Raw genomic sequence first — 16339 nt, forward strand, 5'->3', positions numbered from 1 at the left:
GCTCCTTCGGGCCTCGTGCCCCGTCGTGGCATCAGGGGCCGTCCGGTCTTCACAGGGGCCACCCGATGGCCTGGGCCCGCGTGCTGCTGGGCCGTGCCGCTCCCACGCCCTCGATGTCACGCTCGGCGGCCCTGATCAGCTGCCGGGCGAGGTTGTTCATCGCGCGGCCCGCCGCCAGTTCGTCACCGATCTCCGGCACATCGGCGTCCGCGGGATGCCGGTGCGCCGAGCCGCGGCCGACGATCTGCGTGGCGCCTGTGTCCAGCACCACACGGGCCTCGGTCGTGCCTTCGTCGTCCTCGGAGAGATGGAGGCGAACCCTCCATTCCGACGTGTGCGCCATGGCCTTCCTCCTCATCCCGGCACGGGCCGACGGGCCGCGACCATGTTCTCGACGCGGTGCCGGACCTGTGCGGTGAGTCCGGTCAGCCGCTCCGAGGGCGCGGCGCGGGGTGCCACCGGTGCTCTGATCCGCCGGGCCGACGACGGCAGTTCCGCCAAGTCGTCCGCGCATCTCGCCCGGCACTCGTCGAGCGTGGACGGCCCTCGCGTGCGCCGTCCGTTCCGCATCACCGTCTCCAGCAACGCCACGGCATCGCCCGGTGGCTCCTCGTCGGCGAGGCCGAGCACATCGGCGCAGCCGCGGCGGCGGAACACCTGTTTGGCACCCGGGGCCGTCACCTTGGCCGACGACAGCTTCATCACCGGGCGGCCGTCGTACTCCACCATTTTGTACGCCGAGTCCAGATACGGCGCGTCCGCCGCCACCCCCACGCGGGTGCCGACGGCGTAGGTGTCGATCGGTGCTCCGGAGCGCACCAGGTCGTCGACGGCGTACTCGTCGAGACCGCCGCTGACGACGATCCGCACCCCCGGCAGGCCCGCGTGGTCGAGGACGGACCGGGCCCGCACCGCGAGCTCCCCGAGGTCGCCGCTGTCCAGCCGTACGGCGGAGCCGGGTCCGCGGGCCGCGAGGTCCGGGTCGCACAGGACGCGCGCCGCCGCACGGACGCCCTCCTCGGTGTCGTAGGTGTCCACCAGCAGAGTCACCGGGCCCGGGTGGGCGCGGGCGAACGCGCGGAAGGCGTCCTCCTCCGAGGCGAACGCCTCCACGTAGGAGTGGGCCATCGTCCCGACGGCGGGGATGCCGAGCGCTGTGGCCGCCGCCACATTGCTGGTCCCGGCGAATCCCGCCAGCGCTCCGAGCCGGGCGGCCTGGAACCCCGCCTGCGGACCGTGCGTGCGGCGCAGGGAGAAATCCACCAGCGGCCGGCCGGCCGCCGCGAGCGCGCACCGTGCGGCCTTCGAGGCGACGACCGTCTGATGGGTGAGTTGATTCAGCAGGTACGTCTCCACCAGCTGTGCCTCGGGCAGGGGTGCCGTCACCTCCAGCAGGGGCTCACCGGCGAGCACGACCCGCCCCTCCGGCACCGCCCGTACCCGCCCGGTGAACTCCAGGCCGAGCAGGGGTTCCAGATCCCGGCGTGGCCGGTGCAGCGCGGCGGCGAAGGCGTCGACGTCCTCGGGGCCGACATGGAATCCGCTCAGGTGGTCCAGCGCCGATTCCAGTCCGGCCGTGACCAGGAAGCCGCGCTCCGGGGGCAGGTCACGGACGAAGAGACTGAACGTCGCCGGGGCGGTCATCCCCTCCCGCAGGTAGGACATGGCCATCGTCACCTCGTACAGGTCGGTGGTCGTCGCGTCCGACATTCCGGCCGCCTCCTCCCGCTCGCGCGGCCCGCGTCCGATCCGAGTGCGTCATCCGCGGAAGCGGGCCGACCACAGCGGCTCCACCCGGTCCCAGTCGGCGGCCCACCGCGCGTACCTCGCGCGGTCCAGCAGCAGACGGGTGCCCGACCGGACCGCGTAGCAGCCGAAGGCCACTCCGAACGCCGCCATGCCGCCGGCCAGCCAGCCGGAACTCTTCGCGTTGAGCGTGTTCATGGGCGGCGAGGTGAGGTTCCCGTCGCGGTCCAGCCACACGCGCACGGACGCGCCCCTGTCGGTCCCCGCCTTCACCAGGGCGTTCCCGGTACGTACGCCGCCGCTCTCCTCGTCGGCCCAGCTGACCCGCGCCAGCTGCTTCGACGCGTCGTTGTCACGGTCGAGATCCTCCGTCAGCCGGGCGGTGATCTCGTGCCGTTCCGCGGCCTGGGCCCGGACGGTCTCCATCGACGACTCGTACACCGTCGTCCCCGCGCCGTAGGCGGCCACCGGCAGCCCGAACAGGAGCACGACCAGCAGAAGGCGCCGGAGCCAGGACTCGAACCGGTCGGACGGACGCCTCAGCGGGTTCGCGCCCCCGGGCAGGTGCTCGCCGCGCGGGGAGGACGGATCCGGCGTGTACGGCGTTCCTGGTGCGCTCATGGGTCGGCCTCCAGCTGCTCGCTGGTCGCTCCCCCCGGGTGCTGGTCCCACCTTCGGACATGGGCGGGCTCCGGCCATAGGGCCGAATGTCCCTGCCGCCGAGCATGTGGGCCCGCAAAGGCCCGACCGCGCGGCCCGACGCGGGGAATCCGAGCCCTCGCTCACTTCCCGTCCTCGGTCCACATGCGAGGTCGGGGGGATTGCGGTACTCCTCGAAGGAGGGAAACGCAGCACCCCCGGCCGGTCGACGAGATCCGGGCCGCAGGAGCCGGCGGACTCCTTCGCCGCCGGCCGCCGACGTATCCAGCTTCGCAAGAGACGGAGGCCGCCGCCATGGAACCAGTCGTCACCGTGGGCCTGGACGGTTCACCCGCGAGCCTGGCCGCCGCCCGTTGGGCCGCCGACGAGGCCGAGCAACGCAGGCTCCCCCTTAGGCTGCTGCACGCGTGGCCGTTGCTGGTACCGGAACCGACCCACGTCCCTTCCGAGGTCGACCAGAACTACTGGGCGAAGCGCCTGGTCCACACCGCGCAGGCGGAGCTGAGCGGACGTCATCCGGGCCTGTCCGTCGTCGGCAGTCTCGTCGCCGACGACGCCCAGGAGGCTCTGATCCGCGCCGCCGCGGAGTCCGAGATGCTGGTGCTGGGGTCCCGGGGACTGGCATCCGCCGAGAGCTACTTCATGGGCGACGTCAGCATGCCGGTCGTGGCGCGGGCCGCTCGGCCGGTGGTCCTGGTCCGCGCGGAGCCGACCGAGGAGCGGCCACGCACCCCCTCGGCCGACAAGGTCGTCGTGGCGATGGACCCGCACGGATCCTGCGACGAACTGCTCGACTTCGCGTTCCACAGCGCGGCGGCCCGGGGGGTTTCCCTGCTCGCCGTCCGCGGGCGCAGCGTGCCGTTCCACGCGCGGATGCCCTGGGGAGTGGACCACGGCGTCAGCGAGGAACTGACCCGGGAGGCACATGAGGAGCTGAGCAGGGCTCTGCGGCCCTGGCGCGAGAAGTACCCGCAGGTGGAGGCGGAGGAGACCATCCGTCTCACAAGCCCCGCCAAGGCCGTCGTGCACGCCGCGGAAGGTGCCGCGCTGCTGGTCGTCGGACGGCGTGTGCACCACCACGGTGCCACGCACCATCTGGATCACGTGGCTCACGCGGCCATCCATCACGGACGCTGCCCCGTCGCCGTCGTCCCTCATGAATGAACGGCGTCACACAGGGAGGCGAGCTTCGAGCAGGTCCGCGCGACGACCGTGGACGGATCCGAACTCCCGAGTTCAGCCCGGCGGGCCGACGGCTCAGGACGGTGCCTGGGGGTGAGGCGAGGCGGCCCGCAGGTCGGCGAGGAGTTCGGCCTGGCCGGCCAGCACGCCGGACAGGATCGTGCGGGCCACCCGAAGTAGTTCCGCGATGTCTGGGCTGGTCAGCGAGTAGTACACCGTCGAGCCCTCCTTGCGTGTCACCACCAGGTTTGCTCGACGCAGCACGGCGAGTTGCTGTGACAGGTGCGCCGGCTCGATTCCCACCTCGGGCAGCATCTCCGCCACGGCGTGCTCGCGGTCGCTCAGCAGCTCCAGTACCCGGATGCGCGCCGGGTGACCGAGGGTCTTGAAGAACTCGGCCTTGAGTTGGTACAGCGGGGTCGTCACGGTGAAGTCCCCTCCCCGGTGGCGCGGTACGACCCGGTCGGCCGCTCCGTGGCGCAGTACTTCCACCCACTTGTCACACACATGTGGTCCATCCTCGCCTGTGGGGACGCCGACACCGAATTCGCGCGGCGGAAGGGAACCGCCGACGACCGCATCGCGGGCCGGGAACCCATCACACCTCCGCGCGCATCAGGCGGAAGCCGGTCACGGTCTTCGGGACCAGGCGCAACAGGGTGTCGTGCGGGCCGTGGGCCCAGCCGGAGAGCGTGCGCCGATGATGGGCGGCCTCGTCGGGGTCGGTGACCACCTCGATCGGTCCGGCGACGGTGACGAGCCAGCCGGTGCCTCCCACGGCACGGATCTCGTCCACGTGGTAGGTCGCCGTGACCTCGAGGGCGGGCGCGGGTGTGCGCACGACCAGCCGACCGTGCTCCCAGGTGTGCCGAGCGGGCCGGACGACGAGCCGGTCCCGGTGCGGGTACACCAGGCGCCCCAGCGAACTGCCCTCGAGCAGCCACAGTGCCTCGGCGCCGGACACCTCGACCATGCGCAGAGCCGCGGGCGGAGTGCTCATACGACGGGTTCCCCTGTCTCCTCGGTGAGGGGCCGGGCGGCCCGGCCACCAGGCGGCAGCACCTCCGCGGCCTCCCGGGCGCCACGCGGCGGCAGCACACCCGCGCACTCCAGGTGGGCTCGGGCGCTGCGGATCGCCTCGGGGGTGGTGACGTACTCGCCACCCTGTCGGCACAGCAGTTCCAACGCGCCGACGGAGTCCAGGACCTGCCGCTGACCGGCACGGATCCCGGAGGCCATGACCACGATGCCCCGGCGATTGAGCTTTTCCACCACATCCTTGAGGACGAGGGCGCCGGTGGCGTCGACGGTCGTCACGCGGGACATGCGCAGGATGACCACGCGCACGTCGGCCACCTCGGCCAGTTCGAGGAGGAAGCGGTGCGCTGCCGCGAAGAACAAGGGCCCGTCGATGCGGTAGGCCACGATGTGCTCGGCCAGCAGGGCGTGCTCCTGGGCGCTGTGGTCTCCGCGGTCGAGCGGAACCTGGTCCAGGCGAGCCTGGCGTGCCACCGCACGCAGGGCGAGTGCGCCCGCGACGAGCAGGCCGACGATGACGGCCTGGACGAGGTCCAGCGCGAGGGTCGCGACGGCGGTCAGAACGAGGATCAGGGCGTCGGAGCGGGTGGCCCTGGCCATGGCCCGCAGCGAGCCGACCTCGACCATGCGGACCGCGGTGGCCAGCAGCACGCCGGCGAGGGCGGCGAGGGGGATCTTCGAGACCAGGGGCGCGGCCGCGAAGACGATGGCGGCCAGGACGGCGGCGTGGAACAGGGAGGCGAGCCGGGAACTCGCGCCGGTCCGTACATTGACCGCGGTCCTCGCGATCGCGCCGGTCGCGGGCACACCCCCGAAGAGGGGCGCGGCGATGTTCGCCACGCCCTGGCCGAACAGTTCGCGGTCCGGATCGTGCTTCTGGCCCACCGTCATGCCGTCGGCGACCGACGCCGACAACAGGGACTCCAGGGCCGCAAGCGCCGCCACCGCCACCGCCGGGGCGAGCAGCGAGGTCAGCGAGCCCAGGTCGAGGAAGGTCAGTGAGGGGGCGGGCAGCCCGGCCGGCAGATCGCCGATCGGTTTCGCCGAGTCGAGACCGGCCGTCTGCGCGACGACGGTGGCCGCGATCACGGCGAGGATGGGGAAGGGGACGGTGGGCCGCAGACGTGCGCCGACCAGCACGAGAGCGGCGACCGACAGGGCGAACGCGACGGCGGTCCAGTTCGGGTTCCTGGCGAACTCCTCCAGCGCGCGCCAGGTCACCAGCAGGACGCGGTCGCCCTCGGGCTTGGGCACCCCGAGCGCACCGGGGACCTGTTGCAGTCCGATCACCGCGGCGATACCGAGAGTGAAGCCCTCCACCACGGGCGCGGGTACGTACTGCATGTACTTGCCGGTCCTGAGCAGCGCGAGGCCGACGAGCAGCACGCCCGCCATCAGACCGACCGTGAGCACGCCGGAGGGCCCGTGCTCCGCGACGATCGGCACCAGCACCACGGTCATCGCGCCGGTCGGCCCGGACACCTGCAGATTCGAACCGCCGAAGACCGCGGCGAGCGCCCCCGCCACCACCGCGGTCGCCAGCCCCGCCGCCGCACCGAGCCCCGAGAAGACGCCGAATCCGAGCGCGAGCGGCAGCGCCACGACCGCGACCGTGAGTCCGGCCAGTAGATCCCTTCGCGGATTCCGGCGTATCTCCGCCAGATCTCCGCGGCGGGGCAACAGTGCGGCACCTCGGGCCACGACCCGGCCGAGCGACTTCACGACGTGCCGCCCCCGGTCCTCTGGTACAGCGGAACGGACACCACGGGCCTCATCTCTTCTGCGGACACACTCAGCGCGCATCTTATCAATTGCTAAATTTGGCAATTGCTAAAGAGGTGCGAACACCGACGGAGAGTCCGGACCCGCCTTCAGCTTGCAGGCGGTGGCCCGCCCGGATGACCGACCTCACGTGACCGGGTCCGCCGAGCGCGGACCCGGTTCCTCATGGGGCGAACCGTCACCTCGCCGCAGCCGACTCGGCGCGGGACAGGGCGACGTCGAGTACGACGAGGAGGGCGTCTCGGACGGAGCCGGTCCTGCGCGCGTCGAAGACCGTCAGGGGGACGTGTTCCGCGATGTCCAGAGCCCACCGCACTTCGTCGAGGCCGTGCTCGATCTCTCCGTCGAAGGCGTTGACGGCGACGGCGAAGGGGATTCCCCTGTGCTCGAAGTAGTCGACGGCGGCGTAGCAGTCGTCGAGGCGGCGGGTGTCGACGATGACCAGGGCGCCGAGAGCGCCGTCGACGATGTCGTCCCACATGAAGCCGAAGCGGTCCTGGCCCGGTGTGCCGAACAGGTACAGCTTCAGGGTCGGGTCGATGGTGATGCAGCCGAAGTCCATGGCGACGGTGGTGGTGGTCTTGTCGGGTGTGTGGGTGAGGTCGTCGACCCCCGCGGCGACCTCGGTGATGGCGGCCTCCGTGGTGAGAGGCCGTATCTCGGAGATCGACCCCACCGTGGTGGTCTTGCCGACCCCGAAGCCACCGGCGATGACCAGCTTGACCGGCAACGGCGGCGCGGGCCGCGGCTGTTCAGCCGCTGTCGCGGAGTGTGCCCCGTGAGTCGGGAACGGCACGGAGACCATTGATGACCCTTCGCAGTACGGAGATGTCCTGGGCGATCCTGGCGTGCGGCACGTGGACCGCCAGGTGGCCCGCGGCGCAGAGATCCTCGGCGAGCACCCGGACCACGTTGAGGTGCAGCCGCAGGCGGGCGGCCAGTTCCGCGACCGACTGCGGCTGTCGGCACGCGGCGACGATGTCGTGGCGTTCGAAGGCGAGCGAGCCGAGCACGGAGAGTCCGGCGGACGTCGACACGATCTGGGTCTCGATCGGGAGGGGCGCCGCTGTGTCCGCCCCCGAGACCCGGCCGGCGGTCAGCAGGAACGGCCGGACCGCGGGGGCGCGGCCCACCGGTTCCGGCCCGTCGACGGGGTCCTGCCCGTCGACGCGTTCCGGCGGGCCGCTCCGGGCGTCCTCCGCTGTCTCGTGCGGTTCTCGCCCACCTGTCCTGTGCGTCTCTCGCCCACCTGTCCCGTGCGTCTCTCGCCCACCGACGGCCATGGCGACCTCCTGCCTCGCGGAGCGGTTCAGCCGGCTGCCGCGGAGCCGACGTTGTTCTTCAGCTCCATCACCAGTTGGGGGGTGAGCGCGGCACCGGCGCGGTTGGCGAAGAGGGTCATCTCGTAGGCGATGTTGCCGAGTTTCGCCTCCTTGGAGGCGACGACGCCGAGCACGGCGCCGTTGCCGATGGCGGAGACGAGGACGTGGCCGCCTTCCAGGTCGATGATGACCTTGTTGAGGCCGCCCAGCGCGTAGTTGCCGGAGACTCCCGCGGCCAGGCTGGTGATGCCGGACACGATCGCGGCGAGCCGTTCGGAGTCGGCCCTGTCGCGCAGTTGGGAGACAGCGATCAGCAGCCCGTCGGAGGACACGGCGATGGCGTCGACCACGCCGGCGGTCTCCGTGGCGAAACGGTCGAGCAGCCAGGTGAAGTCGGCCGCCGCGGTGCGCAGATCCGTGGTCTTCGGCGGTTCTGAGGTGCTGTCATCTGTCGACGTGGTCACTGCCCGTCTCCTTCTGGCCTTCTGTGTTTTCCGGTGTCGCGGTGGTGCCGGGTGTGTACGGGGGTGCGGCGCTGTCCCTTTCGGCTCGGCGTACGGCGTCCTCGAACTCGTCCAGCTCGGCGCGGACGGCGTCGGCGTCGGCGGGCGGGCGGGCTGCCGCACTGCTCCGCTCGGTGGGGAGGGTGGCCGCGGCGAGGGTCGCGCCGCGGACACGGCGCCGTAGCGGGCGGGTCGTCGCGGCCGGGGGTGCGTCGCCTGTGGTGTCGGCCGCTTCCGCGCGTGAGCGGGGAGGAATGCGTCGGGGCAGGTCACCCTGCGAGGACCTGACGATCGGCCGCCGTTCGGGAGCGGTGCCGGCGAAGGGTACGGCTGCGACCGCTGTCCGCTCGTTCCGCGGTTCGGCCGCCGCCGTCGACATCGCCATGGCCTCCGTCGTGCCGACGGGAGCCGGCGCGACGTCCAGCGGGCTCGTCGTCGGCAGGACAGCGGGCGGGATCCAGACGGTGCTGGTGACACCGCCGCCCGGTGTCCGGCTCAGGGTCACCCGGAGCCCCAGGCGGCGGGCGAGGCTGCCCACGACGAAGAGACCGAGCACCTTGGTCGGAACCAGATCGAGGCGTTCACGGCGGACGAGGCGGGCGTTCTCCTCGGCGAGGCGTTCCGCACTCATCCCGAGGCCGTGGTCGATGACCTCGATCAGCGCCCCGCCGTCCTGGGTGACGTCGGTGCCGGGTCGGACCACCACCTCGACGGGGGTGTCGGACGGGGAGAAGGCGACCGCGTTCTCCATCAGCTCGGCGAGCAGCAGCGTCAGGTCGGCGATGATGTCGGGCCCCACCGTGACGTCCGTCTCCGAGCGCAGGGACACCCGCCGGTACCCCTCGATGCGGCCGAGGCCGGAGCGTATCGCGTCGGCCAGGGTGGTCGGCCGTGCCTCGACGTCCGTCTCCCGGATCCCGGCGAGCAGCATCAGGCTGTCGGCGTTGCGCTGGAGGCGTACGGCGATGTGGTCGATGCGGTAGAGCCGGTCGAGGAGGTCGGGGTCGGTCTCCTCGCGTTCGACGGCATCGATCAGCAGCAGTTGCCGTGTGGTCAGATTGCTGACCCTGCGCCCGACGTTGCCGAACATCTCGGCGATGTTGCGGCGGCTGAGCACCTGCCGCTCCAGCAGCGCGGCGGCGGTGACCTGCACCTGGTTGAACGCCTCCGCCAGCTGGCCTATCTCGTCGCGCACCGGGACCTGTATCGCCCGAGGGCTGAACGGGGTGCTCTCGGCCAGTTCGTCGTCCGCGACCCGGGCGAGCTCCTCGTCGGCGGCCTCCACCACCTCCTGGGCCGCTCCGGTCAGGGCGGTGAGGGGACGGATGACCGAGCGTCGTACCAGGACGCAGAACGCCAGCCACGCGGCGAAGCCGAGCAGTGCCGCACCGAGCATGAGCCACGCCTTGTACCGGGCGCTCGCCGCGGCGGAGTCGGCCCGTGCGGCGGTCTGCTCGATCAGCGTCCGGGTGATGCCGAGGCGGGTTGCGGCCTGCCGTTCGCCGGTGGTGATCTTCTCGCGCAGTTCCCGCGTGGTCTGCGTCTGCAGCGCGCTCGGTTCGATCTGGAGTTCCGCGAACTGGGAGGTGATGTTGTTCTGTTCGGCGCTGCGTTCGATGCCGGCCATGCTCAGGACCTGCGACGGCGCGGCGATCCGGCTGAAGCGGTCCGCCTGGTGGGTGTACAGCTCGTGGGCGCCGGCCGCGCGGGTGTACTCGGTGAGGGCGTTCGCGTCGGGTGTCTGGGCGGAGAACACCGCGCTCTCGAACGCCGCGTGGGCGGCGTCGGCGCGCAGGATCGCGTCCAGCAGATTGGTGACCGGGGACGTAGAGGTCGTGGAGAAGCGGTCGAGCCCGATGCCGTCGATCAGGTAGCCGACGGCTGCCGCGTAGGCGGGGTCGATGTTGGCGGCGGGCACGTAGTCCCGCCCCAGCTTCTCGCGCAGGACGTCCAGACCGGTGATGTATTCGAGCGCCTGCTTCTCCTCGTCCGGCAGGCTCGTCCCGAACGCGGTCCGTACGGAGGCGACTTGGGCGTCCGTGGCCTGCTGCGCCTCGCGGTAGGCGGTGGTGGACGGCCGGGCGGCCCCGGGGCCGGTCGCCTCGTACTGCACGGACAGCAGCAGTGCCAGCCGGTGTTCGGCCTGTACGTCGTTGATGAGCGTGGCGACCTGTTCGCTGTCGCGGACGAGTTCGGCGACCCGGTCGGCGTCGCGGGCCTGCTCGACCTGGTCGGCGACGCCGACGGCGAGCAGCGCGCCGACGACGGCGATGGGCGCGACGACGAGGACGTTGAGTTTCCGCCGAAACGGCCACCGGACGAGAAACGCTCCCGCCTTCCTGCGCGACGGAGGAGTCGGGTCCCGGCGGCCGGGCGGCGGCTCCACTGCGTTCGCGGGCACGCTGGCCTCCTTCGGTGTTCGGGTGGGTGACGTCCGCGGTGTGCTGCCGGAGGCCGGCGACACCGGGCGGGAGCCCGACGCTCGCACGGTGTCGCCGGGCTCGAGCGATCAGGCAGGTGGCATGAACGACGGGATCACGTCATGTGTCCGGATCAGGTCGGTCGGAGACTATCGTCTGCGTGATCGCTGTGAGCCTGTGTGTAATCAAGAATTGATTACGAATTGTTCGCTCGCGCCTACTGAGCGGTATCGCCGCCATGGAAGGCTCGGTGGGGAGGCCTGCTACATTCCCACCGCGCCGGCCGTCTGCCGGATCGTTCTCCTCCCCCCACGCCACCCTTGCCCTCATGCCCAGTTGAGGAGACCCCGTGCTTTCCACCCGCAAAGCGACTGTCGCAGTCGTGACGTTCCTGGTCGCGGCCGCTGCCGCCGGCTGTACCAGCGGCTCGGCCACCGAAGCGTCCACCGTCGGTGCGCGGGAGCCTGGTTGCCCGGCCGTCCTCGCCGAGGCACAGCAGGCCGTCAAGGCCGCCGAGGACATCAACGCCCCCTGGAGCGGCCCCACCAGAGGACCCGACGCCGTCCCCGGCAAGACCATCGCCTATGTCGCCCAGACCATGACCAACCCCGGTGTCTCCGGCGTCGCCAAGGGCGTCCAGGAAGCGGCCGAGGTCATCGGCTGGGACGTCCGCACCTTCGACGGGGAGGGCACACCCGCGGGGATCAGGAGCGCCTTCGCCGAGGCGCTCGCTCTCAAGCCCTCCGGCATCGTCATCGGCGGATTCGACCCCGCCGCGGCGGCCGGTCAGGCGGAACGGGCGGGCGCGGCGGGCATCCCCCTCATCGGCTGGCACGCCACGCCGGCCCCCGGCCCCAGCACGGACCCGGAGCTCTTCACCAACGTCACCACCAGGGTCGAGGAGGTCGCGGAGATCAGCGCCGACTGGATCATCGCCCGCTCGGAAGGCCACGCCGGCGTGGTGCTGTTCACCGACGCGTCCATACCGTTCGCGAAGCGAAAGTCCGATCTGATCAGGAAGAGACTCGCCGCCTGCTCCGATGTGGAACTGCTGAGTCTCCAGGACATCCCCATCCCGGAGGCCAACACCCGCACCGTCGACGAGGTCACCTCCCTGCAGTCCCGCCTCGGCGACAGATGGACCTACTCCGCCGCCATCAACGACCTCTACTTCGGCCACGCGGCACCGGCCCTGCGCGCCGCCGGTCACAAGGGAGACGGCGCCCCGTTCAACATCGGTGCCGGAGACGGTGACCCGTCGGCCTTCGAGCGGATCAACGGCAAGCGGTACCAGGCCGCCACCGTCCCTGAACCCCTGTCCGAACAGGGCTGGCAGATCGTCGACGAGTTCAACCGAGCCTTCGCGGGCGAGCCGGCCAGCGGCTATGTCGCCCCCGTCCACATCACCACCGCGGACAACAGCGGCGGCGCCCTGTCCTGGGACTCGGAGGGCTACCGCCAGGCCTATCGCAAGATCTGGGACAGATGAGCCGACGGCGCGGCCCGACCGGCGGCAACCTCGGCCACTCGTCCGGCGATTGAGTGCACCGTCCCCGTATCCACCTCGTACTCATGGGGCATGGGTCAACAAGCGGGTCAACCAGGGAACAGGCAGCACACGGAGGAGAGACAGAGGATGGTCCAAGCGGAACCCGAACCCCAGAGCATCGGCGTCCCGGCCGAGTCCACCGCGGGAGAGACCAGGGTGGCGGCCACGCCGGTCACCGTGGGCAGACTCGTCGCGCTCGGGTACGACGTGGTGGTCGAACCGGGGGCGGGGGCGCCGTCCCGCTTCTCCGACGCGGCCTACGAGGAGGCCGGCGCCCGGCTCGGTGACCCGTGGGCGGCGCAGATCGTGTTCAAGGTGAACGGCCCCTCGACCGAGGAGATCGGCCGGCTGCGCGACGGGGCGACACTGATCGCGCTCATCGGCCCGGCGCACAACCCGGACCTGGTCGACGAACTGGCCCGGCGACCCGTCACCGTCCTCGCCATGGACGCCGTGCCCCGCATCTCCAGGGCCCAGTCGCTGGACGTCCTCAGCTCGATGGCGAACATCGCCGGATACCGCGCCGTCGTCGAGGCCGCGCACGCCTTCGGTCGCTTCTTCACCGGTCAGGTGACCGCCGCCGGCAAGGTGCCACCCGCGAAGGTCCTGGTGGCCGGCGCCGGGGTCGCCGGACTCGCGGCGATCGGCGCGGCGCGCAGCCTCGGCGCCGTCGTCCGCGCCACCGACCCCCGGCCCGAGGTCGCCGAGCAGGTCCGCTCCCTGGGCGGCGAGTTCCTCACCGTCGCCGCCGCGCAGGACGTCAGCACCGACGGCTACGCCAAGGCGACCTCGGACGACTACAACCGGCTCGCCGAGCGGCTGTACGCCGAGCAGACGGCCGACGTGGACATCATCATCACCACCGCGCTCATCCCCGGCCGTCCGGCACCGAGGCTCATCAGCGCCGCCGACGTCGCGCGCATGAAGCCCGGCAGCGTCATCGTCGACATGGCCGCCGCCCAGGGCGGCAACGTCGAGGGCACGGTCGCCGGCAAGGCCGTCGTCACCGACAACGACGTCACGATCATCGGCTACACCGACCTGCCCGGCCGACTCCCCGCCCAGGCCTCACAGCTCTACGGCACCAACCTCGTCAACCTGATGAAGCTGCTCACCCCCGGCAAGGACGGCCGGCTCGTCCTCGACCTCGACGACGTCGTGCAGCGCTCCATGACCGTGGTCCGCGACGGAGAGAAGACCTGGCCCCCGCCCCCGGTGCAGGTGTCCGCCACGCCGGCCCCGGAACCCGCGACTCCGGCCGCCACAGGCACAGCGGCGAAGCCCGCACGCCCGGCGGCCCGCTCCGCCTACGCCCTCGTCGGCGCCGGAGCACTCGCCCTGTTCCTGGTGACCGCCTTCTCGCCGAGCGAACTCATCGGCCACTTCACGGTGTTCGTGCTGGCCATCGTCATCGGCTTCTACGTCATCGGCCAGGTGCACCACGCGCTGCACACCCCGCTGATGTCGGTCACCAACGCCATCTCCGGGATCGTCGTGGTCGGCGCGCTGCTGCAGATCGGGCAGGGGAACACCGCCGTCACCGTGCTGTCGTTCGCCGCGATCCTGCTGGCGAGCATCAACATCTTCGGCGGATTCGCCGTCACCCGCCGCATGCTCGGCATGTTCTCGAAGGGCTGATCAGGGATGACCACCGTCACGGCCGCAGAGGCCGCCTACGTCGTCGCCGCGCTGCTGTTCATCCTCAGCCTCGCGGGGCTCTCCCAGCACCGGACGTCCCGCTCGGGAGTCGTCTGGGGCATCGCGGGCATGGTCATCGCCCTGGCAGCCACCGTGGGGCTCGCCTCCCGCAGCATCACGGCCACCGGTCTCGTACTGATCGCCGTCGCCACGGCCCTCGGCGCCGGCATCGGTCTGTGGCGCGCCCGGGTCGTCGAGATGACCGGCATGCCCGAACTGATCGCCATCATGCACAGCCTCGTCGGTCTCGCCGCCGCGTTCGTCGGCTGGAACGGCTACCTCGACGTCGACGCCGAACTCACCGGTTCGCTGCTCGGCATCCACCACGCCGAGGTGTTCATCGGCGTGTTCATCGGCGCCGTCACCTTCACCGGCTCCGTCGTCGCGTACCTGAAGCTCTCGGCACGCATCGACTCCCGCCCCCTCACACTGCCCGGCAAGCACATCCTCAACGTCAGCGCCCTCGTCGCCTTCGTCGTGCTCACCGTCGCCTTCGTGGCGCGCCCCGGCATGGGACTGCTCATCGCCGTCACCGTGATCGCGCTCGCCCTCGGCGCGCACCTGGTCGCCTCCATCGGCGGCGGAGACATGCCGGTGGTCGTCTCCATGCTCAACAGCTACTCCGGCTGGGCCGCGGCGGCCTCCGGCTTCCTCCTCGCCAACAACCTGCTCATCGTCACCGGCGCGCTCGTCGGCTCCTCCGGCGCCTACCTCTCGTACATCATGTGCAAGGCGATGAACCGCTCCTTCCTCTCCGTGATCGCGGGCGGCTTCGGCACCCCGGCGGCGGACGACGACGGCGAGCAGGGCGAACACCGGGAGATCGACGCCGAGGAGACCGCACAACTGCTGCGCGACGCGTCCTCGGTGATCATCGCGCCCGGCTACGGCATGGCCGTCGCCCAGGCCCAGTACCCGGTGGCCGAACTGGCGCGCAAGCTGCGCGAGCGGGGCGTGGAGGTGCGCTTCGGCATCCACCCCGTCGCCGGGCGGCTGCCCGGACACATGAACGTGCTGCTCGCCGAGGCCAACGTCCCCTACGACATCGTCCTGGAGATGGACGAGATCAACGACGACTTCCCCGCGACCTCGGTCGTCCTCGTCATCGGCGCCAACGACACCGTCAACCCGGCCGCCATCGACAACCCGGCCAGCCCCATCGCCGGGATGCCCGTGCTGCACGTGTGGGAGGCGGCCCATGTGGTGGTCTTCAAGCGGTCCATGGCCGTCGGCTACGCGGGCGTGCAGAACCCGCTGTTCTTCCGCGAGAACACCCAGATGCTCTTCGGGGACGCCAAGCAGCGGGTGGAGGACATCCTGCGCGGCCTCGACGCCCTCGACGCGCCGGTCCCGGAGATGGCCGGCACGTCACGCTGAACCCACGGAGTGCGACACGTGTCCCGGACGGTACGCCGTCCGGGACACGGCCGGGTCCACCGCACCACTCAGTCGTCCCGGCCCGCCGACTTGCTCGGCAGGCAGACCTGGCGGGCCCAGAGACCGAGGAGTGCCATCCCGCCGACCCACAGCGGCACCGGGTCGACGGCCGCCGGCGCCAGGGCGTAACCCAGCGCCGAGACCGTGCAGACGGTCAGGGGGATGAACGCCGCGGCTCCCTCCATCCCCGATCGGAGCATCGGCCGACCGGCGCCCAGGACGCTGGCCCCGCCGGGCACCCAGGGGCCGACGGCGACGATCAGCAGCCCCACGGTTCCGCAGACGTCTGCCACGTGCGAGGACATCGCCTCGTGGCCCGCCGCGCCCACCCGCGACAGCCGCAGGGTGTCGCCGACCAGCATGAGGAAGACCCCGACGATCGCCGTCCACAAGGTGGCCTGCCGGTCGCCCTGTACGAGGCGTCGCAGGGCGAGCAGAAAACCGAAGAACACCACTTCCGACGTCCACAGGACGCCGAGCATCCCCGTCTCCGGCCGCCAGCCGTCACCGGTCCTGCCCAGGAGCACCCATCCCGCCATGAAGACGGCCCCGGCCATGACCGCCCCGTCGAGCAGGCGCCGCAGCCACGCCCGCCACCCCGTACCGGCGTCGGCCGCGACCACCAGACCGGCCAGCCCCAGCCCGACCGTGACCGTCACTCCGGCGACCACCGCCAGACCGGCCCACCCCGCCGCATCCGGTGCCGGCCGCGGGTCACTCGACAGCGCGACGAGGGAGGCCCGATAGACGGCGCCCGCGGTGGCGGACCCCGCCACCAGGAGCAACCGGGTACGCACCCGTCCCCGTGTGCCCCCCGCACGGAGCAGGAGCGAGAGCGTCAGCACCAAGCAGCCGACGGCCGGTCCGAGGGACAGCGTCATCCACCCTCCCCACAGCCGCCGGATCCCGACACAGACCGTACGGAACGCACTGCGGCACCGAGCGGTGAAGTCGGCTGATTCACTCGTGTTGCGTAAGCGGAGCCGGTGGCCTTGTGCGGTC

General features: G+C 71.5%; 15 protein-coding genes. 4 read left to right on the top strand and 11 right to left on the bottom strand.

Annotation, left to right across the window (positions count from 1 at the left end; genetic code table 11):
* Positions 1–49: 49 nt before the first annotated feature.
* Genes GWK25_RS23895 through GWK25_RS23905 form a run of 3 tightly spaced genes read right to left on the bottom strand, consistent with a single transcriptional unit; the run spans position 50 to position 2367 of the window.
* Positions 50–343: a DUF1876 domain-containing protein gene (locus GWK25_RS23895; protein ID WP_215452816.1), complete on the bottom strand. Its 294-nt coding sequence runs from the start codon at positions 341–343 to the stop codon at positions 50–52.
* Positions 344–354: 11 nt separating this feature from the next.
* A complete protein-coding gene (locus GWK25_RS23900) occupies positions 355–1710 on the bottom strand; it encodes a nicotinate phosphoribosyltransferase (RefSeq protein WP_215452818.1) in 1356 nt (451 codons plus the stop codon).
* 48 nt (positions 1711–1758) lie between these two features.
* A complete protein-coding gene (locus tag GWK25_RS23905) occupies positions 1759–2367 on the bottom strand; it encodes a hypothetical protein (protein ID WP_215452820.1) in 609 nt (202 codons plus the stop codon).
* A 333-nt stretch (positions 2368–2700) separates the two neighbouring features.
* Here GWK25_RS23905 and GWK25_RS23910 point away from each other — a divergent pair, with 333 nt between their 5' ends.
* Entirely contained in the window at positions 2701–3570 is an 870-nt protein-coding gene (locus GWK25_RS23910) for a universal stress protein (protein ID WP_215452822.1), read from the top strand.
* 93 nt (positions 3571–3663) lie between these two features.
* Here the strand turns inward: GWK25_RS23910 and GWK25_RS23915 are convergent, their stop codons facing one another.
* The 7 genes from GWK25_RS23915 to GWK25_RS23945 form a co-directional block, all read right to left on the bottom strand.
* The gene (locus GWK25_RS23915; protein WP_215457537.1) at positions 3664–4014 is read right to left on the bottom strand and encodes a helix-turn-helix transcriptional regulator; all 351 of its coding nucleotides are present in this window, start codon (positions 4012–4014) and stop codon (positions 3664–3666) included.
* 172 nt (positions 4015–4186) lie between these two features.
* Positions 4187–4588 (bottom strand): pyridoxamine 5'-phosphate oxidase family protein, encoded by a 402-nt coding sequence (locus GWK25_RS23920; RefSeq protein ID WP_215452824.1) that lies wholly within the window; start codon positions 4586–4588, stop codon positions 4187–4189.
* Entirely contained in the window at positions 4585–6348 is a 1764-nt protein-coding gene (locus GWK25_RS23925) for a SulP family inorganic anion transporter (RefSeq protein WP_374200635.1), read from the bottom strand. The genes GWK25_RS23920 and GWK25_RS23925 overlap by 4 nt, the downstream gene beginning before the upstream one ends.
* A 238-nt stretch (positions 6349–6586) precedes the next feature.
* Positions 6587–7213: an ATP/GTP-binding protein gene (locus GWK25_RS23930; protein WP_251829007.1), complete on the bottom strand. Its 627-nt coding sequence runs from the start codon at positions 7211–7213 to the stop codon at positions 6587–6589.
* The gene (locus GWK25_RS23935) at positions 7161–7541 is read right to left on the bottom strand and encodes a DUF742 domain-containing protein (RefSeq protein ID WP_215457538.1); all 381 of its coding nucleotides are present in this window, start codon (positions 7539–7541) and stop codon (positions 7161–7163) included. The genes GWK25_RS23930 and GWK25_RS23935 overlap by 53 nt, the downstream gene beginning before the upstream one ends.
* 176 nt (positions 7542–7717) lie before the next feature.
* Positions 7718–8194, bottom strand: a complete 477-nt coding sequence (locus GWK25_RS23940) for a roadblock/LC7 domain-containing protein (RefSeq protein WP_215452831.1) — start codon at positions 8192–8194, stop codon at positions 7718–7720.
* Positions 8175–10634 (bottom strand): HAMP domain-containing sensor histidine kinase, encoded by a 2460-nt coding sequence (locus tag GWK25_RS23945; RefSeq protein ID WP_215452834.1) that lies wholly within the window; start codon positions 10632–10634, stop codon positions 8175–8177. Before GWK25_RS23945 ends, GWK25_RS23940 begins: the two co-directional genes overlap by 20 nt.
* Before the next feature lie 368 nt (positions 10635–11002).
* Here GWK25_RS23945 and GWK25_RS23950 point away from each other — a divergent pair, with 368 nt between their 5' ends.
* The 3 genes from GWK25_RS23950 to pntB all read left to right on the top strand — a co-directional run bounded on the left by GWK25_RS23950 (position 11003) and on the right by pntB (position 15277).
* Positions 11003–12142 (top strand): substrate-binding domain-containing protein, encoded by a 1140-nt coding sequence (locus GWK25_RS23950; RefSeq protein ID WP_215452835.1) that lies wholly within the window; start codon positions 11003–11005, stop codon positions 12140–12142.
* 147 nt (positions 12143–12289) lie between these two features.
* Positions 12290–13840: a Re/Si-specific NAD(P)(+) transhydrogenase subunit alpha gene (locus tag GWK25_RS23955; RefSeq protein WP_215452838.1), complete on the top strand. Its 1551-nt coding sequence runs from the start codon at positions 12290–12292 to the stop codon at positions 13838–13840.
* 6 nt (positions 13841–13846) lie between these two features.
* On the top strand, positions 13847–15277 hold the full coding sequence (pntB, locus tag GWK25_RS23960; RefSeq protein ID WP_215452840.1) for a Re/Si-specific NAD(P)(+) transhydrogenase subunit beta: 1431 nt from the start codon (positions 13847–13849) through the stop codon (positions 15275–15277).
* A 68-nt stretch (positions 15278–15345) separates the two neighbouring features.
* Here the strand turns inward: pntB and GWK25_RS23965 are convergent, their stop codons facing one another.
* On the bottom strand, positions 15346–16218 hold the full coding sequence (locus GWK25_RS23965) for a hypothetical protein (protein ID WP_215452842.1): 873 nt from the start codon (positions 16216–16218) through the stop codon (positions 15346–15348).
* Between the last annotated feature and the right edge of the window lie 121 nt (positions 16219–16339).

Source organism: Streptomyces sp. ATCC 21386 (genome assembly GCF_018728545.1).
Taxonomy (GTDB): domain Bacteria; phylum Actinomycetota; class Actinomycetes; order Streptomycetales; family Streptomycetaceae; genus Streptomyces.

Bases quoted from the DNA above. Each gene is read 5' to 3' on its own strand.
- GWK25_RS23900 (WP_215452818.1), bottom strand. From the start codon at position 1,710: ATGTCGGACGCGACGACCACCGACCTGTACGAGGTGACGATGGCCATG.
- GWK25_RS23895 (WP_215452816.1), bottom strand. From the start codon at position 343: ATGGCGCACACGTCGGAATGGAGGGTTCGCCTCCATCTCTCCGAGGAC.
- pntB (WP_215452840.1), top strand. From the start codon at position 13,847: ATGACCACCGTCACGGCCGCAGAGGCCGCCTACGTCGTCGCCGCGCTG.
- GWK25_RS23905 (WP_215452820.1), bottom strand. From the start codon at position 2,367: ATGAGCGCACCAGGAACGCCGTACACGCCGGATCCGTCCTCCCCGCGC.
- GWK25_RS23930 (WP_251829007.1), bottom strand. From the start codon at position 7,213: ATGGTCTCCGTGCCGTTCCCGACTCACGGGGCACACTCCGCGACAGCG.
- GWK25_RS23965 (WP_215452842.1), bottom strand. From the start codon at position 16,218: ATGACGCTGTCCCTCGGACCGGCCGTCGGCTGCTTGGTGCTGACGCTC.
- GWK25_RS23955 (WP_215452838.1), top strand. From the start codon at position 12,290: ATGGTCCAAGCGGAACCCGAACCCCAGAGCATCGGCGTCCCGGCCGAG.
- GWK25_RS23910 (WP_215452822.1), top strand. From the start codon at position 2,701: ATGGAACCAGTCGTCACCGTGGGCCTGGACGGTTCACCCGCGAGCCTG.
- GWK25_RS23920 (WP_215452824.1), bottom strand. From the start codon at position 4,588: ATGAGCACTCCGCCCGCGGCTCTGCGCATGGTCGAGGTGTCCGGCGCC.